This window comes from Pandoraea bronchicola (assembly GCF_902459805.1).
Classification (GTDB): Bacteria; Pseudomonadota; Gammaproteobacteria; order Burkholderiales; family Burkholderiaceae; genus Pandoraea; species Pandoraea bronchicola.
In genome coordinates this window covers 158,067-182,959 of sequence record NZ_CABPST010000007.1, presented here as the reverse complement: position 1 = coordinate 182,959, position 24,893 = coordinate 158,067, and the positions used below count along the sequence as shown (strand labels likewise).

Genomic DNA, 24,893 nt, shown 5'->3' with positions numbered 1-24,893 from the left:
GGTGATGTCCTGACTTGCGTGTGATGTCGACTAATCCGCACAAGGGCATGTGCGTGTGGGATTGGCGGCGAGCAACCTCGCCCGCCGCCTCCCGTCTTGGCGCGATAGTGGGGGGCACTGCAACGACCTATCGCGATGACTGCCTGATGCGCCCTCTTTGCTTCGGCCCAGCTTGCGACCGCTTGTTACTGCTCGATTTCAGATGCGTAGCGGCGTGTTTGCGCCGCGAAGACGCGCGATGCGCCTTCGCCTGTCGAGGGGTTTCCGACCCGCCGCCCGGGTGATCGGCCTCGTGATTACATCGTCAGAAAACGGCAAGCGACGCGTTCGGGATATCCGTCATGAGCATGTAGCCGGGCCGGTGTGCGATGGCGAGCGGGAGCTTCGCGCCCATGAGCGCCGTCTGCGGGGTCACGCCGCACGCCCAGTACACCGGGAGCTCGCCGTCGCGAATGGTGACGGCATCGCCAAACTCCGGCTTCGACAGATCTTCGATGCCCAGCGCCGAGGGGTCGCCGATATGGATCGGCGCACCGTGCACGCCGGGAAATCGGCTCGTGATCTGCACGGCGCGAATCGCGTCGGCGCCCTTCATCGGCCGCATCGACACGACCAGTTCGCCGCCGAACTTTCCGGCACGCTGATTCGCGATCTTGGTGCGGTACATCGGCACGTTGCAGCCCTCTTCCACGTGACGCAACGGAATGCCCGCCTTGGCCAGCATGTCTTCGAACGAGAACGAGCAACCAATGGCGAAGACGATGAAATCGCTCTGCCAGTACTCGGCGAGGTTATCCACTTGCTCGGCCAGCTTGCCGTCGCGGTAGACGTTGTAGCCCGGCACATCGGTGCGGATGTCCACTTCGCGGCCCAGCGCCGGCACATGCCATTGCCCCGGCTCGCCGACGCCCAGCAGCGGGCAGGCCTTCGGATTGCTCTGGCAGAAGCGCAGGAAGTCGTGCGCATGCGCCACCGGCAGAATAGCCAGATTGGCCTGTGCGAAGTCGCCGCAATAGCCGGCGGTCGGCCCGCGAAACTGCGCGCTGCGAACGGCCTGACGGAATTCGAAGGGCGTGATCGTGTCACGTTGCGAGAAAAAGTCGTTCGGCATGGCTCGGTGGTTCATGGCAACTCCGGCGTGGGGAGGAGATGCCATTGCGGCATCGGATGGGTGAAGCATAGAAAGAAAAAAAAGTGGTCGCTAACGAGTTTTTATACGCCCTGCCGTATAGAATTTCTTAACAACCTCACGGGTTTTCCCGAAGTTTGCCGCCTTTTTTTTCATCGCATCGTTGTGCTCTTTTGGGCACGCTCCCGGCCCGCCGAGACTCATGAACACGCGATTTCTCGAAACCTTCGTCACGCTGGCCAAGCTGCGCAACTTTCGTGCGACGGCCGCAGCACTGCACGCCACCCCGGCGGCAATTTCGCAACGGCTAAAGACGCTGGAAGAGGAATTGAAGACCGAACTCGTCGATCGCGACAGCCGCGAGTTCCGGCTCACGCCGAACGGCGAGTACCTGCTGGGATATGCGAAGGCGGTGGTGGAGGCGGCGCGGCGCTTGCAGACGGCCGCCTCAGGCGAAAGCACCCTGCGCGGACGATTGCGCCTGGGTGTGATCGAAACCGTCGTGCATAGCTGGCTGCCGCACTATCTGCGCCGGCTGGCAGCCGACTACCCCGCGCTGGAAGTCGAGTTGACCGTCGACGTCTCCGTACAGTTGCAGCGGCGCCTGATTGCCGACGAACTCGATCTCATCATCCGCGTGGAGGGCAGCGACGACAGCAGCGTGGTGTGCGACGCACTCGCCAACTACCCGGTGCACTGGATCGCGCGCACGGGCATGTTTCCGAACACGCGCAGCGGCCTCGCGAAGCAAGTGCTGCAACATCCGATCCTCACTTACGGACGCGGCACGGCGCCGCATCGTGCGCTCGAAGACATCGTGGCGAAACTGGCGGGCGTGCACGGCGTGCCGCTCTCGGAGACACGTATCACGGGCTCACCATCGATAGCCGTGATCGTGCAGTTGGTCAGAGACGGTTTCGGGGTCGCGGCGATTCCGCGTTTGTTCGTCGACGCGCTGATTGCCAACGGGGAAGTCGCGGAACTGCCCTTGCAGCCAGCGCCGCCGTCGATCGTCGTATCGATGTCGCGGCGCGCCGACGCGGCGCTCTTCGTTCACGGCGCGGCGACCGCGGCGCGCGCCGCCTGCACCGAGTACTGCCGCAAGAGCGACCGGCGGCTGGTGGAATTGCTGTAGCGCCCGGCTCAGTGAAAATGGGCGAGCCGCGTGAGGAACGTGTAGTCGGCCTCGGTGGCCATTAATGCCATCAATACCAGCAGCGCGAGCGGCGGGATCAGAATCGCGTAGACGAGCGCGAGACGCTCCCAGCGCATATGCATGAACACCGCCACGATAAGCCCTGCTTTGGCTACCATCAGCGCGAGGATCAGCCCCCAGCGCAGATAGCCTTGCAAGTTCGCGTAGTCGACCAGATACGACAGCGTCGAGAGCACGAACAGCAACCCCCACACCTTGAGGTAGATGCCGACCGAATGCTCCTGGCCCTTGGCTTCGCCACCGGTCACGGCGGTGTGCAAAGCGGATGTCGAAGAGGATTCCATCGCTCCTCCTACCAGAGATAGAACAGCGCAAAGATGAACACCCAGACCAGATCGACGAAGTGCCAGTAAAGGCCCGCGATCTCGACGAGTTGGTAATTGTTGCGTCGCTCGAGCGTGCCGTTGAGCACCTTGCGCATCACCGTGAGCAGATAGATGACGCCCGCGCTCACGTGTAACCCGTGAAAACCGGTGATCATGAAGAAACACGCACCGAACTGCGCCGCGCCCATCGAATTGCCCCACGGGCGAATGCCTTCATGCACGATCAGGTTCGTCCATTCGAACGCCTGCATGCCGACGAACGCCATGCCGAGATAGGCGGTCGCGAGAATACACGCGGCTGTCTTGTCGCGATCTCGCCGGTAAGCGAAGTTCACTGCCATCGCCATGCTTCCGCTGCTGCTGATGAGTACGAACGTCATGATCGCGATAAGCAGCAGCGGCACCGGATGACCGTTCACGTTCAGCGCGAAGATCTCTGCCGGATTGGGCCACGCCGCGGTCGTCGATATTCGTACCGTCATGTAGCCGATGAGGAAGCTGCTGAACACGAACGTGTCGGAGAGCAGGAAGATCCACATCATCGCCTTGCCCCACGGCACGTGGAACGCGGCGCGATCTCCCGACCAGTCGGCGACGACACCGCGCCAGCCGTCGGGTGGCTGCGCTGCGGAGGGAACGGCAGACGATGGCGTATTCACGATGCAACTCCTCGCATCACCTCACGGGCTCAACCCGCCGGTGCCGCACAAGCGCTGCGCGATCTCCGGCGTGAGGTTGACGATCGCCGCGAACAACACGACCCAGAGCACGAACAGGAAGTGCCAGTACTGTGCGGTCAACGACAGACGGCGGGCGCGCGTGGCGGGCGTGAGACGGCGCGGTAGCAGACATGCCCACGCCACCCATCCGCCGATCAGATGCAGCGCGTGCAGACCCGTCAACAGAAAGAAGAAGCTGTTCGCCGGATTGCCGGACACCCCGTAGCGACGCGCGACCAGATCGCGCCAGACCCACAGTTGGCCGACGACGAACGCGAGCGCCAGCGCACCCGCGAGTCGCCATTCGCGCCGCGAGCGCCGTAGCTCGCCGCGTCTGGCCTGCGAGGCCGACGACTGCATCACGATGCATGCGGCGGCCAGTACCCCAGTGTTGACCCACAACGCGTTGACCGGCGGTAGCGGGCGCCAGTCACCTTGGCTCATGCGCATCACGTAAGCGACAAGCATCAACGCGAACAACACGCCGATCACCCCCATCAACCACCAGAGCGCGATTTGCGACGCCGCGCGACGACGCGGCAGCGCAATCGGCGCGCCCCCCGGTGGCGTTGACGGCCAGGATGGAACAGGTCTCATGGCGTGGCTCCCTTGGGGGCATCGGGCGTACCCGGTGTGCGTGGTGTGCCCGTTGAATCGGGTGGCGTCGGTGGCGAGGCGTCGCGGCGATGCAGCGCCGCCGAATCGCCATGCACCAGCGTGGCTGGCCGTCGGAGATCGGGCGCGAGATTCTGTGGCACGAAGTCGTCGATATCGCCCGGCACGCTGTACTCATACGGCCAGCGATAGGCCACCGGTAGCACCGGCCCCCAGTTGCCATGAACAGGTGGCACGTCAGGCGTTTGCCATTCGAGCGAAGCCGCTCGCCACGGATTCGCGCCCGCCGGTTTGCCGTGCCGCAGACTCCACGCGAGATTGAACAGGAACATCAACTGACCGGCCGCGACAATGAACGCCGCCACCGAAATGTAGGTGTTCATCGTGTGCGCCGATTCGGGAATGAAGCTGTAGTTCTGGAACTCGTAGTAGCGGCGCGGCATGCCGAGCACGCCGAGGTAATGCATCGGAAAGAAGATCGCGTAGGTGCCGAGAAACGTGATCCAGAAATGCCACTGTCCGAGGCGGTCGTTCAGACGCCTGCCGGTGACGAGCGGATACCAGTGATAGATGCCGCCGAAGATCACCAGCAAGGGGGCGACGCCCATCACCATATGGAAATGCGCGACCACGAAATAGGTGTTGGACAGCGGCATGTCCACGCTCACGTTGCCGAGGAACAGTCCGGTCAGTCCGCCGATGACAAACGTGCTGATGAAGCCGATGGCGAACAGCATCGGCACCGTCAGATGAATGTCGCCACGCCAGAGCGTGAGCACCCAGTTGTAGACCTTGATGGCCGTCGGGATGGCGATGATGAGTGTGGTCGTCGCAAAAAGAAATCCGAAGTACGGATTCATGCCGCTGATGAACATGTGATGCGCCCACACGATGAACGACAGCACGCCGATGGCGAGAATCGCCCAGACCATCATGCGGTAGCCGAATATGTTCTTGCGCGCGTGCACGCTGATGAGATCCGACACGATGCCGAACGCGGGCAGCGCAACGATGTACACCTCCGGGTGACCGAAGAACCAGAACAGGTGCTGGAACAGCAGCGGACTGCCGCCGCGATAGTCGAGCGGTTGCCCCATCGACACGAGCGCGGGCATGAAGAAGCTCGTGTGCAATGTCTTGTCGAGCAACATCATCACGGCGGAGACGAACAACGCGGGGAACGCCAGCAGCGCGAGCACCGTCGCCATCACGATGCCCCAGACGGTGAGTGGCATGCGCAGCAACGTCATGCCCTCGGTGCGCGCCTGCAGTACCGTCGTCACATAGTTCAGACCGCCCATCGTGGCCGCGACGATGAAGATGGCCAGCGAGATGAGCATCAACACGATGCCCCACTCGGTGCCCGGTGTGCCCGGCAGAATCGCTTGTGGAGGATAGAGCGTCCAGCCCGCGCCCGTCGGACCGCCCGGCACGAAAAAGCTCGCCAGCAGCACGATGACCGCGAGCAGATAGACCCAGTAGCTGAGCATGTTCAGAAACGGGAAAACCATGTCGCGCGCACCGACCATCAACGGAATGAGGTAGTTGCCGAAACCGCCGAGGAAGAGCGCTGTGAGCAGGTAGATCACCATGATCATGCCGTGCATGGTGACGTACTGGTAGTAGTGATTCGCGTCGATGAAGGAGAACTTGCCGGGGAAGCCCAGTTGCATGCGCATGAGATTCGAGAGCACGAGGCCCACGAGCCCGACTGCGATGGCCGTGCATGTGTATTGCACGGCGATCACCTTGTGGTCCTGGCTCCAGACGTACTTCGTCCAGAAGCTGTAGGCGCCGCCGGCGGGCGCACCGGCATGAGCAGTGCTGTCGGAACTGTCGGGATCTCCGGTCATGAGATGTCTCCCTGTGTTGTTGTCAGTGCGGCGTTGTGTCTCGTGCTTTCGGTTTCGTCTCTCAGTTGCGTCGCTCGGTGTTGCCTCTCGCGCTTGCTTCTCGCGCTTGTTTCTGCAGGTGCCGTGCGAATTACGGTGCGGGTCGAATCATCGGCACACTCGGCTGCGCCGGCCCCGGCGGCGGACCGCCGGACGGCGAGGGCGGGATGGCGAGCGGCGGCGCATAAGTGTTCGGATTGTTCTGCAACGGCAGGCCGGCTGTGCCGCCTTGCCGACGTGCAGGTTGGGATGGCGGCTGCGCGCCGGAATCCGGCGATGACGACGGCGTCAGCGGCGCGAATTGTGCCGGCGCCCGTGGCGTCTGTAGCGTGTTCTGCGCCAGTTGCATGACCGGTGCGGAGATCGAAGGCGCGGGCGGCGCGGACGTCGACATAAGAGCGGAAGCCACATGAAGCGCGTGTGCGGGCGTATTGGCTGAAGAAACCGGCGTGACGCGCTGCGCAGCAACCGGGGCGGCGGGTGCAGCAGGCGGTGCGACCGGCTGGCCGGGTGCAGCGCCGGGCGAAGCCGCAGGACTGAGCGTCTTGATGTAAGCGATGAGCGCCTTCAGGTCGTCGTCGGTCAGATCGAGCTTCGGCATGATCGGTGCAAAGCCTTTGGGCACGCGTTCGGTCGGATTGCGGATGAAGGCGGTGAGGTAGGCATCGTCGACGTGCGCCGAACTACCGTCCTGGAACGTCTCTGTCTTGCCGTACAGGCCGTGCCATGTGGGCCCGACACCGGGCGAGCCGTCGACGGTGTGGCAACTGGCGCATCCCTTGGCTTGCGCGAGCAGCTTTCCCTTGGCCGCAAGCGGGTCCGACGTCGCCGCCCCCGCATGCTGTGCTTGCAGTGCAGCAAATGTGGGCAAGCTGGCCACCCAGGCCTCGTAGGCGGGCTTATCGTCGACGACCACCACACCGCGCATGTTCGCGTGGCCTACGCCGCAGAGCTGGGCGCAGAGGATGTCGAACCGTCCCGTGCGTGTCGGTGTGAGCCACATTTGCGTGACCATGCCCGGCACCATGTTCATGCGCGTGCGAAACGGCGGGACATAGAAATCGTGCAGAACGTCTTTGGCGCGCAGCAGCAATTTCACCGGCTCGCCGACGAGCAGATGCAGTTCGGGGGCGTCAACGATACGGTTGTCCTGATTCGCCGGGTCCTTGGGATTCAGGCCAAGCGGGTTCTCGGCGGTGACGTAGCTGGGGTCGGAACTGCCGAGACGGCCATCCGGACCGGGCAGGCGGAAGCGCCACTGCCACTGCTGACCGACGACCTCGACAACCCGCGCATTGGCCGGCGGATCGATGAGCTTGGCATAGACGAATAGCCCGGGGGCCAGCATCGCGGCGATGCCAATGGTGGTGATGCCGATGAGCCAGCCTTCGAGACGGCGGTTATGGGGTTCGTAGGCGGCCCGATGTCCGTCGCGATGGCGATAGCGGAAGATCGCCCACGCCACGAAAAGATTGACGACAACGAAGGCTACGCCGGTGATGACCAGCGTAATGGTGAGGGTATCGTCCATCTGGCGCCAGTTCGACGCCAGCGGGGTCAGCCACCACGGGCTCCAGAAGTGAAAGGCGAGCGCGGCGGCGACAATGACGATCAGAAGGATGGGGAGGGCCATGTCTCGGGGACTCACCGCATATATTAGCTAAGGCTAGTGCGGGAAATCGGTCTGTCAAGGTAGAAAGGTTGTGCAATCAGCGCCACAAGACGCCGCGAGGCCGCTATTTCAGAGTCGTGGGGTTAAACTTACGTGGTTCGCGCCCTCCCGGCGCGGGTAACTCGCATAACCCCTTTTCGATTGCCGCAGATGAATGTTTTCTTCAGGGTCGATGCCTCGCTTCAGACAGGTAGCGGCCACGTGATGCGCTGCCTTGCTTTGGCCAACGCAATCCGGCCCTTCGTCTCTCGGGCCCACTTTATTTGCCGCCATCTTCCCGATGCGCTCGAAGCGTTGCTGAAAGCCAACGGACACGACGTTACCCGACTCCCGCTCGGTGCACCCGTCGTCCCCGAATACGCAGATCCGCTCGCTCATGAGGCATGGCTCGGCGCCCCTCAGGCGCAGGACGCCAGGGATACGCTGTGCGTCATTGGGGAATCAGACTGCGACCGGCTTATCGTCGATCACTACGCGATCGACGCCCGTTGGGAACGTTTGGTCCGCGACAAAGCGAAACACATACTGGTGATCGACGATCTCGCCGATCGCGCACACGTATGCGACTGGCTCCTCGACCAGAACTTTCACGCCGGCATGGCGACGCGTTATCTCGATCTCGTGCCGCCGAACTGTGCGCGTCTGCTTGGCCCCGACTATGCACTGCTCCGGCCCGAGTTCCTTGCGCTGCGTCAACAGATCGGTCCACGAAGCGGCACCGTGCGGCGCATTTTGGTCTTCTTCGGCGGCATGGATGCCGAGAACTACACACGTATGGCGCTGGACGCCCTGCAGCGCGCGGCGCTGACCGACGTGGCGGTCGACGTGGTTATCGGCGCGCAACATCCTGATCTCGAGGGCATCCGGGCCCGTTGCAAAGCGTTGGGATATGCGTGCCATGTCCAGACAACCCGCATGGCGGAACTAATGGCGGAAGCCGATTTGTGCATCGGCGCCGGCGGCACAGCCACCTGGGAGCGATGCTGTCTGGGGTTGCCAACCATCACATTTGTGGTAGCGGACAACCAACGCGACGTCGTGGCAGCGGCAGCCGCCGCAGGCCTATTGCTCGCCCCAGAGGTCTCTGCCGCCGATCCACAAGCGCTGGCCGAGTACCTGCGCGACACGATGAATCAGCCGGCGCTGCTGGCCTCTATTTCCCGCACCGCCTTCGGTGCGGTTCATGGCATGGGCGTCGATCGGGTGCGCCGCGCCATCGGCATTTTCAGCGTCGCGATGCGCCGCGCCACCGCCTCGGATGCCGCCATCATGTACACGTGGCGCAATCACGAAAAGATCCGCAGTGTCTCGCGCAGTTCTGCGCCTATCGAGTGGGAACAACATCGCGCGTGGGTCGAACGCGTCCTAAGCAACCCCCGGCAGATGCTGCTGATCGGCTCCCGCCAGGGCGTTCCAGTGGGGGTTGTGCGGTATGATCTCGACGGCATCGGGACGGAGGCGGAAATATCGATCTATCTCGACCCGCTTATCAATTCACGCGGGCTGGGAAGTGAGTTGCTGTGCGCCTCCGAATCATATCTGCGCAATGGTTTTGTCGAGGTCGGTGCGATTACCGCCGAGGTGCTGGACGAGAACGTCGCATCTCACCGGCTCTTCCAGCGCAACGGCTATACGCGCCAGGGCAACATTTTCATCAAGAAACTCCTGCGGTGAACGTTGTTCGCTCCCGAATCCTTATCGGTCGGCGTTGAACGTCGACCGCGCGCTGATCGGGCGACACGTTGTCACACGTGAGCCAATGGGCGTGCTGGTACCATCCGGGCTTTCGGTCCACATTTGCATCGCCACAAAGAAACCAGCGGAATAATTAACATGCGATTCTTTGCCAAGACCCTCTGTAGTTTATTTGCCTTGCCGATCGCCGTTCTGGGTTATCTCCGTTCAGGACTTACCAGCTACCGCGGCCATATGGCGTTGGTTCAGTTGTTCTGCTTCTCGGGAGGCGTCTCGAACGACATCGCAAGCCGCATCATCGGCCGTCGTCAACGCCCCATCGATATTCCTTCGCCCAAAGGCGTCCTCGGCGATCTGCGCGGTGAAGCACTGACGCGTCACGTCGACACACTTCGCCGGGACGGCTATATCGTGTTTCCGTCGGCGCTCTCGCCTGCCGCATGCGAGCGCCTCATGAATTTCGCGCTGACCACAGACGCCTTGCGGCGACGCATGGATCACGAGCCGCAGACCAAGGGCAACGTGAGTGCGGCCCGTTTCGATCCGGCGAATCCGAAGGCCGTGCGTTACGACTACAAACCGGCCGATCTGCTCTCCGATCCGGACGTTCAGGCGTTGCTCGCAGACCCGTCGCTTATTGCACTGTCGCAGTCCTATCTCGGCAGCCGTCCTCGCGCCGACGTGTTGTCGATGTGGTGGCACACGCCGTTTCATGACCGTCCCGATGCAGAAGCTGCCCAATACTTCCACTTCGACATGGATCGCGTGAAATGGCTGAAGATCTTTGTCTATCTGACGGATGTCGGCACCGACGATGGTCCCCACACGTTCATTGCCGGCTCCCATCGGACAGGCGCCATCCCGTGGGCAATGCGCAAGCGCGGCTACGTGCGGTTGCGAGACGAGGAGGTGATGGAATGCTTCGGTCCAGAGCGCCACATCGAGTTTGTCGCCCCGCGCGGCACGATTATCGTGGAAGACACGCGTGGCCTTCACAAGGGCAAGCATGTGAGCGGATCGTCCCGGCTTGTACTCCAATTGCAGTTCAGCAATGCGTTGTTTGGCGCCGAATATCCGAAAGCCTCGATCTCCGAGGTGCGCGACCCGTCGCTGGCCGACATGATTCGGCGCGCCCCCGACATCTATCAGGCATACCGTTGAAATGTCGCTGCGATTCATCCGCCGCGCAACGAGCGCACTACGCTTACGACTCACCGCATGGTGGCCTCATCGACACGTAAGGCGCGGCTTAGGAGTGCTCTTGTACGAGTCGGGCACAGCCGTTTTCGGCCCGGGAATCCATGTGGGCCATCGGAGCGTGCTGCGCATCCCGGAAGGCGGCTCGCTCATTGCAGGACAAAATGTATGGATCGGCAATGACTGCGAAATCGGCGTCGGCGCACGCATTGTTATCGGTGAAGGCACCAGCATTCAGCACCGCAGCCAATTGCACGGAGACGTCGAGATCGGCGATGGCTGCGTATTCGCCGCCAATTTTTACACGTCGTCAGCGCAACACGCGTTCGAATACGCCCCTACGCTGCCGATACGCGTGCAAGATCGGCTCGCCGGCGGCCGCCCATGGGCCGAGCGTTCACGCCCGGTAAGCATCGGTAACGACTGCTGGATCGGAATCAACGTATCGGTCATGCCAGGCGTCACAATCGGCAGGGGGTGCGTCATCGGCGCCAACTCGGTCGTCACTCGCGACATTCCGCCCTATTCCGTCGCCGTCGGCTCGCCTTGCCGGGTCATCCGTGAGCGCCTTATGTACGCGCCACCCAAGATGATCGACGCCACGAACGACGCCCACCTGCCGTACTTTTACGCAGGCGTCGCCCAACGTGACGCCAACGCCGAGATCGGGTCCACTGTTGTAAGAGTGCGCGACGGCCTGCCTGCAAATCGAGACTTTACGCTCGCGCTCGACGCCGCCAGCGGCGATGCCGTTCGCCTTCATGTTGACGCGCCGTGCACTGGTACGCTGGCGCATGGCAATCAGGTGCAACCCCTTAACCCGGGCCGGTCAGTGCTAACATTCGGGGCTGTCCAGACACGATGGCAGGGGTTGGCGTTCGCCTGGCAACCGGCCAACACCACCGACGCCGCCACCCGGATTCCGGCACTCGTAGTGACCCGCGCCGAGGTCTTGCCCGCGACATCCGCATAATTCGCCTCCACGGGGCTGTCCGCACTTTTTCGATGATTCGCAATCTACGTCACCTCCCCTACTTCCTGCTATATGTCATGCGGCGTTTCCGCGTGACACAGGCCATTATTGCGTTGACGATATGCGTGCTGTTGCTTGAATACGCTGTATTGAGTCTCATGATTCCGTTGTCGGGTGCCGGAGGCACCGACGCCAAGGGCGCAGTCGTACGGATATGGACGGAAGTGGCGCAAATGCTGGGAGTATCGGCCACCCAAGCGACGTGGCTGTGGCTTTTCCTAGTGCTGATGGCATTGCGCGTGCTGGTCGGCCTGATCCACGGGGGATTGACCACATGGCTGTCCAAACAGGTGCATCGACACCTGAGTGAGAAGACGTTCCGCCGGGTCCTCTACGACGAGCCCATTGCCGAAATCTACAGACGCTCGATCGGCTATTACATCACCCTGGCTGGCGACGACACTTTCCGCGCCGGCATGCTTGTCAACTCCGCCTTCCAGAGTTTGGGCGGACTTATGTCCGCGATGGCCGGATTCCTGTTGCTGTACCTGTTCTCGCATCCCCTCTTCTGGGGCACGATGGGCTTTCTTTTCGTGTGCGCGCTGATCATTGCCTGGACATTCCGGATGTTGATGCATGCCAACCAGCAGTCGGTCGAGCTATCCCGCGAAGCCGGCACCGCATACGTCGAAGCCCTGAACAGTTTGCGATCCATCCGTTCCATGGGGTCGGAGGGCTTCGTCCTTCACAGCTATGTCGATCAGATTCGCCGCTACGTGCAACTGCTTTGCACGGTGGAAGTCGGCAAGCAATGCCTAAAGGTATTACCGGCGCTGTTGCTGCTGTGCGTCGGCATCGTTGTGGTCTGGCCTGGCGCTTCCCTCAGCATGGGGCTCACGACGAGCTACTTCTTCGCCGCGACGACGCTGCTGATTCGCGTCTTCATGTCGCTAGGCGTCATGATGACATCCGGCTCGACACTGATCATCGACGTTCGCGCCGCGAAGGATATTCACGAATTGACGGGAGACCCGCAGCCGCACGCAAACGCCGCTTTGCCACACCACGAGCGCGCGCTCTCGCGTCTGGAGTTTCGTGACGTCGGCTTCTCGTATCACCCCGGAAAGCCCATTCTCGATCGGCTGACCTGCCGCTTTGAAATTGGCAAGGTCTACGCCATCACGGGGCGCTCAGGCTCCGGGAAGTCAACGCTTGCCGATATGCTGCTTGGTCTGATCGAGCCGCAAAAGGGGCAGATAATTATCGACGGCTCGCCCGCGCATGCGCAACAACTCCGCGACCATGTGGTTCTGGTCGAGCAGCAGGCGCGCATCTTCTCCGCCAGCGTGCGCGAAAATCTCCTGCTCGGCATGAAGTGCGACGACTCACGTATCTGGCGCGCCCTGCGTGCTGTCGATCTCGAGCAGCACGTGCAAGGGCTGCCCGCCGGCCTGAATACCCCGATGACCTATCAAGGGGCGAACTTCTCCGGGGGCCAGCGTCAGCGCCTTGGTATCGCGCGTGCCATACTGCGTGAACCAAATGTCCTGATCCTGGACGAGGCGACTAGCGCGCTTGACGAACGCACCCGCGAAGCGGTTCTCGCCGGGTTGCACGATTGCATGAAGGGCAAGGGTATTCTTGTCTTCATCACCCATGAACAAGAAGTCGCCGAATTGGCCGACGTGGTCATCAATCTGACGCCCGTACTCGCAAGCGCCGACGCCACCACGTGATCGGCCCAGGCAATCCACAGCAAGAGGTTTTTGTCATGAATCCCAGCTTCCAAATCGGCACACGACATATTGGCCCTGATTTCACGCCGTTCATCATTGCCGAGATGTCCGGCAACCATAACCAATCGATCGAGCGTGCGTTCGAGATCGTGGACTGCGCAGCCAAAGCCGGCGCGCACGCGATCAAGCTGCAAACTTACACGGCGGACACCATCACGCTCGACGTACGGGATGGCGATTTCTTCATCAGCGACGAGAACAGCCTTTGGAAGGGCAACAGCCTCCACGACCTGTACAAGCAGGCCTATACGCCGTGGGAATGGCACGCACCGATCATGGAACGAGCCGCCCGCCACGGCATGCTTTGCTTCAGTTCGCCTTTCGACGAAAGCGCGGTGGACTTCCTCGAATCGCTGAACGTTCCGGCGTACAAGATTGCTTCTTTCGAGAATAGCCATCTGCCGTTGATTCGCAAGGTCGCAGCCACCGGCAAGCCGATGATCATCTCGACCGGCATGGCAAGCGTCGCCGAGCTGGACGAGGCGGTACAGACGGCACGCGGAGCGGGATGCAAACAGCTAGTGTTGCTCAAGTGCACCAGCACCTACCCAGCCTCGCCGCTCAACACGAACGTGCTGACGATTCCGCACATGCGCGAACTGTTTGGCTGTCAGGTCGGTTTGTCCGATCACACCATGGGAGTCGGCGTATCGGTCGCCGCGGTGGCACATGGCGCCACCGTCATCGAAAAACACTTCACGCTCAGCCGCGCAGACGGCGGGGTCGACAGCACGTTCTCGCTAGAACCTGCCGAGCTGGCCTCGCTTGTGACCGAAACCGAGCGCGCCTGGCAGTCGCTCGGTCAGGTGACTTACGGGGCAACCGACGCCGAGCAAAAGTCGTTGATGTTCAGGCGCTCGCTATTTATCGCCGAGGACATGAAAGCCGGGGACATCCTCACTCCTGAGAATTTGCGCGTGGTCCGGCCCGGCAAGGGCCTTCATCCGCGATTCTATGAACAGATGCTTGGCAAATGTGTGTTGAAGGATGTCAAGAAAGGCACACCGCTGTCGTTTGAACTGATCGGCTAATTGCGACATACATCCCGCGCGGGTCTGCCTGCGTCCAACCCGCATACGGGACCCCATCGGCCAACCGGATTTCTAGTGTTATCTATCCATTGAGGAATGAATGACTTACGAATGCAATTACCAGCTACGACCGGTAATTGTGGTGCTCACAAGATGCAAGAAAGTGAATTTCCGGAGGAAATCTTGATGAACGGCCGCTTGACGTCAACCCCAAAAGATAACAAGCAGCTACATTCGTAAGCGATTGTTAGAATCGTTCGATTTTTCACAAATCCGATTTAGTGTCGAACATTGTGCCCGTTTTGGGGCATGAGGTCACGATCAAAATGGTGCCTATGGGCCATGTAGAATCGGGCGCAAGCCGCTTCTCTCAAGTGACTTCATGAATCGAAAATAATGCGGGAACACAAAGCATTAGGAATTGAAATCGAATTGTTTCGGTTTGAGACTTTTGATCGAAGAGGCAAGCGGCTTTGGAACACGTGATTTCTGTATGTCCGGTAATTCTGTGCGGCGGATCCGGCTCCCGCCTATGGCCGCTTTCGCGATCCGGCTTCCCGAAACAGTTTCTCTGTCTAATTGCTGGCGAATCGCTATTTCAAGCGACGGTTAATCGTCTTGAGGCCGTCGCCAATGACCGGATCGAAGTGTCGGCGCCGTTGATCGTCTGCAACGAGGAACATCGATTTCTCGTCACGGAGCAGCTACGTGAGGTCGACGTCAACCCGAGCGGAATCCTTCTTGAGCCGACGGCTCGTAATACCGCCCCGGCAGTGACACTGGCAGCGCTGGCTGCGCTCTCCATGGGCGAGGATCCGGTGCTGATTGTTGCCCCGTCGGATCACGCAATTGCTAATCAGGCAGCGTTCGTACAGTCCATGCGTCAGGCAATCGTCGAAGCAAGCGATGGTGCCTTTGTCACGCTTGGCGTTACCCCCGATCGTCCGGAGACGGGCTTCGGCTACATTCGCACGATACCCGTCAAAGGTGCCGCAACGCATGCGTTCCCGGTGGATTGTTTCGTTGAAAAGCCGAACCAAGAAAATGCGCAGCGCTATGTGAGCGAAGGGAATTACTTCTGGAACTCGGGCATGGTCGTAGTGCGTGCATCGACCTGGGTCCGTGCACTCGAGACATTCCGCAACGACATCGCATCCGCGACGCGACTTGCATGGGACGTCCGCGTGGCCGACGGCGTGTTCGTGCGCCCCGGCAAATCGGAGTTTGCCGCCATTCCGAGCGAGTCCATCGACTATGCCGTTATGGAGAAATGTCCTGGCAGCGAGTACCCAATTCGCATGATGCCGCTGGCCGCCGACTGGAGCGATCTGGGTGCGTGGGATGCCGTGTGGGAGGTCCTGCCGAAGGACGCGCTGGGTAACGCTCATCTGGGCGACGTGATCAAGATCGACAGCAGCAATACGCTGGTGCACGCGACGAGTCGTCTGGTCTCAGTTGTGGGTGTCAATAACGTCGTGGTCGTGGAAACGCCCGACGCCGTTCTTGTTGTCGATAGAGCACGCTGTCAGGACGTCAAGCGTGTCGTGACAACGCTCGCGGACCAGCACCGCGAAGAACACTCCCTTCACCGGAAGGTCCATCGCCCTTGGGGATGGTACGACAGCGTGGACGAAGGCACGCGCTTCAAAGTGAAGCGTATTCAGGTGAAACCTCAAGCGAGCTTGAGCCTTCAAAAACATCACCATCGCGCGGAACACTGGGTTGTCGTTTCCGGCACGGCGGAAATCACGAATGGTGAGAAAAAAATTCTTCTTTCCGAGAATCAGAGTACTTATATTCCCCTGGGTGAGGTGCATCGATTGTCCAATCCGGGAACGATCCCGCTTGAAATTATCGAGGTCCAGTCGGGTAGCTATCTCGGAGAAGACGACATCGTTCGTTTTCAGGACAACTACGGTCGAAGCGATTCATAAATAGCGGTTCGGAAATCCGAATGACCGACCACCGGCAATGGTCATCCGCAAGCGTCTGCCTGTGGCAAAATTTCAGGCAGGAGACACGCTGGGGCGACGTCTGCAACGACTAGGGGCGCACGTTCGCCAGCGCGCGAACGTGCGCCGCCACATCGCTCACTTCATAGCGGGCGTCCTCGCCGAAACAAAATGGTAACAATATTCGTGCTAGTTTTTTCGGCTGAACCTGAGTGTGCACAAGCGGGCCGTGTAGGGATTGCGGCCTCGACTTCTCTGCAAACCGGACGTGCGGCAGGCTTTTTTGCAGGCTGTACGTCACTATTAACGAGCATACCGGATGGAGCTTCCATCTGAGGTGGGCGTCACTCATGAGCTAAGCCGTGCGACGAAATGGCCTACTCAACATAGGGCCAATCCGAACACTATTACACACACGCCGCCTACATAGGTCTCCAAAGCGCTGAGGAGTTTCCCCATATGGCCTTGCCATCACACGATTTTCGCGAACAACCCGATTCAGTTAGCAGCCATGATGCCCCACCGTCGGCAGCAGGCAGCAATGCCTCATTCGCATTCAAGTTTTCGACCGTACTATTCGGAATCATTGTCCTGCTCAATTTCGCGACATTGCTCTACCCGTCCCTGGCGCCCGGCCAGGACCCGGTTGGCGCGATCAGGCTCGCATTGTCCCGATATGTCACCCCGGTCACCTTCCTCCTGATCACTCTGCTGACGGTGAACCTGGCCCCCAGAGCCGCAGGAACGGATCGAAACGTTGTAGTTTGGAGCCTGGTGGTATTTGCAGCCTATCTTTGCTCACTCGTCAACAACACGTTCTCCGCGTCGAGTGCGGCAATAGCCTGCTTCTTTCCGCTAGCCGTGTTCGTCGTGTTCATTTTCAGCGCAAAACTCACCCGCTTTCACCGCGTGTTCCTAAAGGCGATGACTTGGACGTTAGCGGCATGGGTGGTAGCTCCCATCGTTTTTCTCGCCTTCCCCTGGGTGCGGACCGAGGTTCTGAGCACTTTCGAGTGGTCGTTTCACGGATTTTCGCCCAGCCGCATCGAATTCGGCCTGTGGAGCGGCATGTTTACGCTACTGCTGTGGTTCGGTCGTGCCGCGACCCCGCGCAAGGCATACCTGACGCTAATGACGGTGACGCTGATCCTGATCTATTTCGCGCAGTCGCGTGCCGCGATCATCTCGATCGCTATGGCGTTCAGCTACTACGTTTTTTCGTCGGATTTGTCATGGCAAGCAAAATTCCGGTCGATTGCCATCATCATCGTCGTCACCGGACTTATAGCCCTGAGCTGGAAGATTTTTGGTCGACAGGAACCCTTTGAAATGTTCAACTCCACTCGACTGGAAATTACGCAGCAGATCATCAAGAGCAGCGAGAAGGGCAATTCCTGGGTGGGTGCCGGCGGCATGGTAAGTGTCGTCACATCGGACGGTACAGTGACGCAGGCACACAATCTGATCTTGCAGTGGATCGCTAACTGGGGCGGACTGGGAACGGTGGCACTGTTCGGATTCCTCTTCGCGGCATGGCATTGGCTGCGCTCCGTCGAGGCGCGCATGCTCTATTTGATGCTGGCCGTGTTCAGCATGACGCAACCGGTTCAGGGGACCGCGAATTTCTTCGGCCCTTTGACCCTGGCCTGGTTCTTCGTATTCGTCTGCGTCGAGATCAATACGCTGGGCCCCCGGGTGCCGCAGCGCGGGAACCTGGAGACTTTCATATTCCCGCGCAATCGGCCGCATCTGACAAAATAAACAACTACCGCAGGCGCAGCACCGGCGGCGATCTCCTGCTACGAACTGCAGGGCCGACGATGTCGTTGGCCCTTCTCTGAAACCTGACTCGCATTTCCCACGATGCCGGCTGTTGCAGAAACGTGAATTGAGTTCGGGGATTCGCTGTGGTTTGCCGCAACTTCCCGCCGCTTGACCGACAAGGGAAACGGTGAAAGCCCCCTCCAGAATTGGCGCCAGCCCGCGAAAAGCGTGGTTTATAATGGGGGTTTTCGCGTTGGCGCCATACATATTCCAATTGGGCGACTATTTCGACGAAAGCAGCATCGTCTGGTTAGAAGCAGCCGCGTGCGCTGAAACTTGAATGCGTTTTCTCGGATAGCCCGGACTCAGTATCTGTCCGGCATCTGCAGAAATGCCCCGCGAGCGCTGATGCAACCGCACCCAGTATCGTATGTCTCCCACGAAGACGTCCGTCGAATCCGTTCGACGGCGTGGAGGCACTCACAGGACCGCTAGAACGTACACAATGGGCAAAATCGCGTTGATTACAGGAATTACCGGCCAGGACGGTGCTTATCTCGCCGAACTGTTGCTGGGCAAGGGGTATGAAGTCCACGGAATCAAGCGCCGGACGTCAATGTTCAACACCCACCGCATCGACCATCTCTACCAGGATCCGCATGAATCGGGACGGCGTCTCATTCTGCACCATGGCGACCTGACGGATTCGTCGTCTCTCGTCAGAATCATCCAGCAAGTTCAGCCGGACGAGATTTATAACCTTGCAGCCCAGAGCCACGTCGCGGTGTCGTTCGAAGAGCCGGAATATACGGCGAACTCGGACGCCCTCGGGGCTTTGCGCGTGCTAGAAGCCATCCGCATTCTCGGACTGGAAAAGAAGACCCGCTTCTATCAGGCGTCGACCTCGGAGCTCTACGGCCTCGTTCAGGAGATTCCGCAGCGAGAAACCACGCCGTTTTATCCGCGCAGTCCTTATGCCGTGGCCAAACTGTATGCCTACTGGATCACGGTGAACTACCGCGAAGCCTACGGCATGTTTGCCTGCAACGGCATTCTGTTCAACCATGAAAGCCCCAAACGCGGCGAAACCTTCGTGACGCGTAAGATCACGCGAGCGCTTGCGCGTATCAAGCTGGGACTTCAGGACTGCCTGTATTTGGGTAACCTCAACGCCAAGCGCGATTGGGGCCACGCCCGCGATTACGTCGAGGCGCAGTGGCTAATGCTCCAACAGGACGAGCCGGAAGACTTCGTTATCGCGACCGGCGTTCAGGTCAGCGTGCGTGATTTCGTCAATGCCGCCGCGAAAGAGCTTGGCCTTAAGTTCACCTGGCAAGGCACGGGGGTCGACGAGAAGGGGGTGGACGAGACCGGCGCGGTACGCGTCGCAGTGGATCCGCGCTATTTCCGGCCGACCGAGGTCGAGACTTTGCTTGGCGACGCCACGAAGGCACGCGAGAAGCTCGGCTGGACGCCCGGTACCAGCCTTGACGAACTGGTCAAGGAAATGGTCCACGAAGATCTTCAGGCCGCCAAGCGCGACGAGCTCGTCAAGCGTCATGGCTATGCCACCTATGATCACCACGCATGACCATGAACTTTGCCGACAGGATCTTCGTCGCCGGGCACCGTGGGCTGGTGGGTACTGCGCTCACGCGCAACCTGCAAAACCGCGGCTTCAACAATCTGCTGCTGCGTGGACACGCCGAGCTGGATCTTTGCGACCAGCACGCTGTGGCCAAGTTTTTTGCTGAAACTCGACCGGATTACGTATTCCTCGCAGCAGCGAAGGTTGGAGGCATTCATGCCAACCATACCTTCCCCGGTGACTTTATCCGTGACAATCTCGCCATTCAGACGAATGTGATCGAGAGCGCACGGCAAACTGGCGTTAAACGGTTGTTGTTCCTTGGCTCCTCGTGCATCTACCCGCGTCTTGCCGAGCAGCCGATGCGCGAATCGGCCCTTCTGACGGGCCCGCTGGAACCGACCAACCGCGCCTACGCGCTCGCAAAGATCGCCGGCATCGAGATGTGCTGGAGCTACAATCGGCAATTCGGCACCCGCTATCTCGCGGTCATGCCGACCAACCTGTACGGCCCAGGAGACAATTATCACCCCACCAACAGTCACGTCATCCCGGCCCTGCTTCGCAAATTCCACGAAGCGAAGGTTCAGGGAGCCGAGTCGGTGACCGTGTGGGGCACAGGCACGCCACGTCGCGAATTCCTATACAGCGACGATATGGCCGACGCGTGCGTACACCTCATGACACTGCCGGACACGCGCTTCGATACGCTGCTCGGAAGCGACGAGGCCACCACCGGCGTGTTCGAGCCACCGCTCGTGAACGTGGGCACCGGCGTCGATCTGACGATTGCCGACCTTGCCGCACTGGTCAGGCGCACGGTGGGCTATACAGGAAACATCGTGTTCGACGCCGACAAGCCCGACGGCACGCCTCGCAAGTTGCTCGACGTAGGACGACTGAGCGGTTACGGCTGGCGTGCTTCGACAAGCCTTGACGACGGATTGGCGCAGGCCTATCGAGACTTTCTGACACATCAATCATGAGCGAATTTCGCGTTATCCAAGTGAAGTCTCACCGTGACGTGCGCGGTGGCCTTTCCGTGCTCGACGGCACCTTGCCGTTCGACATGAAACGCGTTTACTGGATTTACGAAAGCGACGGGCAACTGCGCGGCGGACATCGGCACCGCGTTACCCGGCAGGCGCTGGTCGCGGTTCACGGCCAAGTGGTTGTCAATCTCGATGACGGACGGCATCAGGCCCAAGTCACGCTGGCTTCGCCCAGCCAGTGCCTGATCGTTGAGCCGGAAGACTGGCACACAATGCAGTTCGGCCCGGGAGCCGTGCTGCTTGTCATCGCGTCCGAACCGTTCGATGCGGACGACTACATTGACGAAGGCTACGATCGATGACAATCGAGTACGAAAATCTAGCTCACTCCAACGCCGCACTCCTCGACGAGCTCGAAGCCGCGGCCTCGCGAGTCGTCCGTTCGGGATGGTACGTCCTCGGACCTGAGGTCAACGCATTCGAGACCGAATTCGCTGCCTACGTCGGCACCAAACACTGCATCGGTGTAGCCAACGGCCTGGACGCCATGGTGCTGTCGCTCGAAGCGATGGCGCTGCCGCCCGGTTCGGACGTTCTGGTCGCCTCGAATACCTACATCGCGACCATCCTGGCTATCGTTCGTGCAGGACACCGGCCGGTACTGGTCGAGCCCGATGCGCGCACGTTCAACATCGACCCACCCCGGTTAGTGGATGCCATCACGCCCGCCACACGTGCTATCTGCGTGACCCACCTGTTTGGCAAAACCTGCCGCATGGACGAAGTCTGCGCTTTTGCCGCCGACCACGGCTTGCGAATCATCGAAGATTGTGCGCAGTCACACGGCGCGCGGCTGGCCGGGCGAATGACCGGCACCTTTAGCGACGCCGGCTGCTTCAGCTTCTACCCCACGAAGAACGTCGGCGCGTTGGGCGATGCTGGTGCGGTGACCACTGACGACGACAATTTGGCCGACCGGTTGCGCCACTTGCGCAACTACGGGTCGAAGCAAAAATACGTCAATAAATATATCGGTTTGAATTCGCGACTCGACGAAATGCAGGCGGCCATGCTGCGCGTGAAGCTGCGGCATATCGACGAGATGACTGAGCATAAGCGGCGACTCGCGGAAATCTACTTCGGGTCGCTGCGTGGCGTAACGTTGCCTCAGGTTCGCGACGACGAATTCGACGTCTTCCATATATTCGCGATTCGCCACCCACAACGCGACGCATTGCGTCAGCATTTACTGGATTGCGGCGTCAAGACGGAGGTTCATTATCCGATTCCTCCACATCGGCAAGAAGCCATGGCGCGCACGCTCACCGGCAATTACCCGATTGCAGACGAACTCCATCAGACGCAGCTAAGCCTGCCGATCTCATATGGCCACACCCCTCGGGACATCAAACAGGTTTGCGACGCCGTCGCGTTGTTCAAATCGTGAACTCCCGACTTCTTATTGCTCATTATCAACGTTTGCACCATGTTCAACGATAAATCAATTCTCATTACCGGCGGCACCGGGTCGTTCGGCAAGATGTATGTGCAAACCATCCTGTCGCGCTATAAGCCCCGCAGACTGATCATTTATTCGCGCGACGAACTGAAGCAGTTCGAAATGCAGCAGCAATTCGATGCGCCCTGCATGCGTTATTTCATTGGCGACGTGCGCGATGGCGAACGACTGAAGCAAGCTATGCGCGATGTCGACTTCGTCATTCATGCCGCGGCGCTGAAGCAAGTGCCAGCCGCGGAATACAACCCGCTCGAGTGCATCAAGACGAACGTGCATGGCGCTGAGAACGTGATTTCGGCCGCCATTGCGTGCAACGTCAAGAAAGTCATCGCACTCTCAACTGACAAAGCCGCTAATCCGATCAATTTGTACGGCGCGACCAAGCTCGCGTCAGACAAGTTGTTCGTTGCCGCCAACAACATGGCCGGCCGCGATGGTCCCAAATTTGCCGTGGTGCGCTATGGCAACGTCGTGGGCTCGCGTGGCTCAGTTGTTCCATTCTTTGCGAAGCTACTGGCCGAGGGGACCGATCATTTGCCAGTGACTCACGCCGAGATGACGCGTTTCTGGATTAGCCTGCAGGACGGCGTCAACTTCGTGCTGAAGAATTTCTCGCGCATGCATGGCGGTGAGATCTTCGTGCCAAAGATCCCGTCGATTCGCATTACGGATCTGGTCGAAGCAATGGCACCGGGCCTCTCGATCCGCATCGTGGGCATCCGCCCCGGCGAAAAGCTGCACGAAATCATGTGCCCGGCGGACGACTCGCACCTGACGCTGGAGTTTGCGGATCACTACGTTCTGCGTCCGACCATCAAGTTCCATCACGCGGACCTCGACTATTCGACCAACGCGCTGGGTGAGACCGGACAGCCGGTCACACACGGCTTCGAATACAACTCGGGCAACAATCCTCACTTCCTTACCAGCGAAGAGATCCGCGATTTCAACGCGAAGGCAATGGCATGATTCCGTACGGCAGGCAAAGTATTTCGGATGAAGACGTCGCAGCGGTTGTTGCTACGCTGCGGTCGGACTTTCTCACGCAAGGGCCTGCGGTACCTGCATTTGAGAAGTCGATCGCCGAATATTGCGGCGTCGCACACGCAGTCGCCGTCAATAGCGCGACCTCCGCGCTGCACATTGCCTGCATGGCGCTCGGCCTCGGGCCTGGCGACTTGCTTTGGACGGTGCCGAACACTTTCGTTGCGTCGGCCAATGCGGCACGTTTCTGCGGCGCCGATGTCGATTTCGTCGACATCGCACCTGGCACCTGGAACATCTGCGTGCAATCGCTTGCTGAAAAGCTGGCGCAAGCCGAACGTGCCGGCAGGTTGCCGAAGGTGGTAGTGCCCGTCGCATTCGCCGGACTATCCTGCGACATGCGCGCAATTCGCGCCCTGAGCGATCGATACGGATTTGCGGTACTGGAAGATGCCTCGCACGCGATCGGTGGCCGCTATCGGGACAAGCCGGTGGGGCATGGGGACGATGCCGACATCACCGTCTTCAGCTTCCACCCGGTGAAGATCGTCACCACAGCCGAGGGCGGGCTCGCGACTACACGCCACGCCGATCTCGCGGAGAAGATGCGTCTTAATCGCAGCCACGGGATCACCCGGGAGCGTGCCGATATGACGCGCCCCGACGAAGGTCCTTGGTATTATGAACAGTTGACGCTCGGCTACAACTATCGCATGACCGAACTGCAGGCCTCGCTGGGCCTCAGCCAGATCAAGCGCCTGGACGAATTCGTCTCACGCCGGCACGAGATTGCTCGTCGCTATGCACAGAAGCTCGCCCATCTTCCGCTGAGTCCTCAGGACGTCATGGCCGATGCGTATTCTGCATTGCATCTGTATCCGGTACGACTGCATGCAACCGAGCGTCGGCGTGCAGTCTTCGAAGGAATGCGTGCTGCGGGCATCGGGGTGAACGTTCACTACATTCCCGTCCATATGCAGCCGTACTATCAGGCACTGGGCTTCCGTGAAGGCGACTTTCCGCAAGCCGAAGCCTACTACGCAGGCGCGCTAAGCCTGCCGATGTACCCCGACTTGACCGAGTCCATGCAAGATCAGGTCGTGGCAGCTCTCGAGAACGCGCTGTGAAGGTTGCCATTATCCCGGCGCGCGGCGGCAGCAAGCGGATCCCTCGCAAGAATGAGCGAGAGTTCCTCGGCAAACCGATTATCGCGTACTCCATTGAAGCGGCCCGGGCAAGCGGGGCTTTTGATCGCATTATGGTATCCACCGACGATGCCGAACTCGCCGCTTTGGCTCGTCGCTATGGGGCGGAAACACCGTTCGTCCGTCCCAAATCACTCGCCGACGACCACACTGGCACAAACGCTGTCGTCAAGCACGCTCTGCAATGGTTGAAGGATCAAGGACAGCCTGCCGCGGTGGCTTGCTGTATTTATGCGACCGCACCTTTCGTGCAACCGCAATTTCTTCTCCAGGGTCTGGAGCTGCTCAAGCGGCATGGATGTGCTTACGCCTTCTCCGTGACGAGCTATGCGTTTCCCATTCAGCGTGCTCTGCTGATCGATGAAAGCGGTGCAGTGCGAGCGCGCGAGCCAGAGCATATCCTTACGCGCTCCCAAGACCTCGAAGAAACGTTTCACGATGCCGGTCAGTTCTACTGGGGACGCGCCGAAGCGTTTCTGAACGACGTCGTGCTCTATTCGTCCGACGCCCGGGCCGTCGTGCTGCCACGCCATTTCGTCCAGGACATCGATACGCTCGAGGACTGGCGCCGCGCAGAGTTTATGTATCGCGCTTTGCAAACTGCAGGTGAGGTACCACAGTAATGATT

At 60.1% G+C, this 24,893-nt stretch carries 20 protein-coding genes and 1 pseudogene; 15 read left to right on the top strand and 6 right to left on the bottom strand.

Annotated features, from left to right (window positions below; all coding sequences use genetic code 11):
• Nucleotides 1-304: 304 nt before the first annotated feature.
• Nucleotides 305-1,078 (bottom strand): putative hydro-lyase, encoded by a 774-nt coding sequence (locus PBR20603_RS14985; RefSeq protein ID WP_150560358.1) that lies wholly within the window; start codon nucleotides 1,076-1,078, stop codon nucleotides 305-307.
• Between the two features lie 253 nt (nucleotides 1,079-1,331).
• Here PBR20603_RS14985 and PBR20603_RS14980 point away from each other — a divergent pair, with 253 nt between their 5' ends.
• The gene (locus tag PBR20603_RS14980) at nucleotides 1,332-2,264 is read left to right on the top strand and encodes a LysR family transcriptional regulator (RefSeq protein WP_150560303.1); all 933 of its coding nucleotides are present in this window, start codon (nucleotides 1,332-1,334) and stop codon (nucleotides 2,262-2,264) included.
• 8 nt (nucleotides 2,265-2,272) lie between these two features.
• On the opposite strand, the gene PBR20603_RS14975 is transcribed toward PBR20603_RS14980, so the two are convergent.
• From PBR20603_RS14975 to PBR20603_RS14955, 5 genes and pseudogenes are all read right to left on the bottom strand, one after another.
• A complete protein-coding gene (locus PBR20603_RS14975; protein WP_150560302.1) occupies nucleotides 2,273-2,629 on the bottom strand; it encodes a cytochrome C oxidase subunit IV family protein in 357 nt (118 codons plus the stop codon).
• Nucleotides 2,630-2,637: 8 nt separating this feature from the next.
• Nucleotides 2,638-3,330, bottom strand: coding sequence for a heme-copper oxidase subunit III family protein (locus tag PBR20603_RS14970; RefSeq protein ID WP_150560301.1), 693 nt, complete (start codon nucleotides 3,328-3,330; stop codon nucleotides 2,638-2,640).
• Nucleotides 3,331-3,351: 21 nt separating this feature from the next.
• Entirely contained in the window at nucleotides 3,352-3,987 is a 636-nt protein-coding gene (locus PBR20603_RS14965) for a cytochrome c oxidase subunit 3 (RefSeq protein ID WP_150560300.1), read from the bottom strand.
• Nucleotides 3,984-5,858 carry a cytochrome c oxidase subunit I gene (gene ctaD / locus PBR20603_RS14960; RefSeq protein ID WP_246174700.1) on the bottom strand — a complete coding sequence of 625 codons (1,875 nt, stop codon included), beginning with the start codon at nucleotides 5,856-5,858 and terminating at the stop codon, nucleotides 3,984-3,986. The genes PBR20603_RS14965 and ctaD overlap by 4 nt, the downstream gene beginning before the upstream one ends.
• Before the next feature lie 547 nt (nucleotides 5,859-6,405).
• Nucleotides 6,406-7,530, bottom strand: a pseudogene (locus tag PBR20603_RS14955) (cytochrome c oxidase subunit II); the annotation flags it as partial.
• A gap of 189 nt (nucleotides 7,531-7,719) precedes the next feature.
• On the opposite strand from PBR20603_RS14955, the gene pseG reads away from it, so the two are divergent.
• The 14 genes from pseG (at nucleotide 7,720) to pseF (ending at nucleotide 24,888) form a co-directional block, all read left to right on the top strand.
• Nucleotides 7,720-9,243: a UDP-2,4-diacetamido-2,4,6-trideoxy-beta-L-altropyranose hydrolase gene (gene pseG, locus PBR20603_RS14950; protein ID WP_150560298.1), complete on the top strand. Its 1,524-nt coding sequence runs from the start codon at nucleotides 7,720-7,722 to the stop codon at nucleotides 9,241-9,243.
• A 159-nt stretch (nucleotides 9,244-9,402) separates the two neighbouring features.
• Nucleotides 9,403-10,425: a phytanoyl-CoA dioxygenase family protein gene (locus PBR20603_RS14945; protein WP_150560297.1), complete on the top strand. Its 1,023-nt coding sequence runs from the start codon at nucleotides 9,403-9,405 to the stop codon at nucleotides 10,423-10,425.
• 100 nt (nucleotides 10,426-10,525) lie between these two features.
• Entirely contained in the window at nucleotides 10,526-11,434 is a 909-nt protein-coding gene (locus PBR20603_RS14940) for an acyltransferase (RefSeq protein ID WP_246174698.1), read from the top strand.
• A gap of 224 nt (nucleotides 11,435-11,658) precedes the next feature.
• Nucleotides 11,659-13,170: an ATP-binding cassette domain-containing protein gene (locus PBR20603_RS14935; protein WP_174977926.1), complete on the top strand. Its 1,512-nt coding sequence runs from the start codon at nucleotides 11,659-11,661 to the stop codon at nucleotides 13,168-13,170.
• A 35-nt stretch (nucleotides 13,171-13,205) separates the two neighbouring features.
• Nucleotides 13,206-14,261, top strand: coding sequence for a pseudaminic acid synthase (pseI, locus tag PBR20603_RS14930; protein ID WP_150560356.1), 1,056 nt, complete (start codon nucleotides 13,206-13,208; stop codon nucleotides 14,259-14,261).
• A 473-nt stretch (nucleotides 14,262-14,734) separates the two neighbouring features.
• A complete protein-coding gene (locus tag PBR20603_RS14925; protein WP_174977925.1) occupies nucleotides 14,735-16,195 on the top strand; it encodes a mannose-1-phosphate guanylyltransferase/mannose-6-phosphate isomerase in 1,461 nt (486 codons plus the stop codon).
• Nucleotides 16,196-16,672: 477 nt separating this feature from the next.
• Entirely contained in the window at nucleotides 16,673-17,974 is a 1,302-nt protein-coding gene (locus PBR20603_RS14920) for an O-antigen ligase family protein (RefSeq protein ID WP_150560295.1), read from the top strand.
• 508 nt (nucleotides 17,975-18,482) lie between these two features.
• Entirely contained in the window at nucleotides 18,483-19,568 is a 1,086-nt protein-coding gene (gmd, locus tag PBR20603_RS14915) for a GDP-mannose 4,6-dehydratase (RefSeq protein WP_150560294.1), read from the top strand.
• Nucleotides 19,565-20,551 carry a GDP-L-fucose synthase family protein gene (locus PBR20603_RS14910; protein WP_425495819.1) on the top strand — a complete coding sequence of 329 codons (987 nt, stop codon included), beginning with the start codon at nucleotides 19,565-19,567 and terminating at the stop codon, nucleotides 20,549-20,551. Before gmd ends, PBR20603_RS14910 begins: the two co-directional genes overlap by 4 nt.
• Nucleotides 20,548-20,919 (top strand): sugar 3,4-ketoisomerase, encoded by a 372-nt coding sequence (locus PBR20603_RS14905; RefSeq protein ID WP_150560292.1) that lies wholly within the window; start codon nucleotides 20,548-20,550, stop codon nucleotides 20,917-20,919. Before PBR20603_RS14910 ends, PBR20603_RS14905 begins: the two co-directional genes overlap by 4 nt.
• The gene (locus tag PBR20603_RS14900) at nucleotides 20,916-22,004 is read left to right on the top strand and encodes a DegT/DnrJ/EryC1/StrS family aminotransferase (protein ID WP_150560291.1); all 1,089 of its coding nucleotides are present in this window, start codon (nucleotides 20,916-20,918) and stop codon (nucleotides 22,002-22,004) included. Before PBR20603_RS14905 ends, PBR20603_RS14900 begins: the two co-directional genes overlap by 4 nt.
• Before the next feature lie 39 nt (nucleotides 22,005-22,043).
• A complete protein-coding gene (gene pseB, locus PBR20603_RS14895) occupies nucleotides 22,044-23,045 on the top strand; it encodes a UDP-N-acetylglucosamine 4,6-dehydratase (inverting) (RefSeq protein ID WP_150560290.1) in 1,002 nt (333 codons plus the stop codon).
• Nucleotides 23,042-24,187: a UDP-4-amino-4,6-dideoxy-N-acetyl-beta-L-altrosamine transaminase gene (pseC, locus tag PBR20603_RS14890; protein WP_150560289.1), complete on the top strand. Its 1,146-nt coding sequence runs from the start codon at nucleotides 23,042-23,044 to the stop codon at nucleotides 24,185-24,187. The genes pseB and pseC overlap by 4 nt, the downstream gene beginning before the upstream one ends.
• The gene (gene pseF, locus PBR20603_RS14885; protein ID WP_150560288.1) at nucleotides 24,184-24,888 is read left to right on the top strand and encodes a pseudaminic acid cytidylyltransferase; all 705 of its coding nucleotides are present in this window, start codon (nucleotides 24,184-24,186) and stop codon (nucleotides 24,886-24,888) included. Before pseC ends, pseF begins: the two co-directional genes overlap by 4 nt.
• Nucleotides 24,889-24,893: the final 5 nt, after the last annotated feature.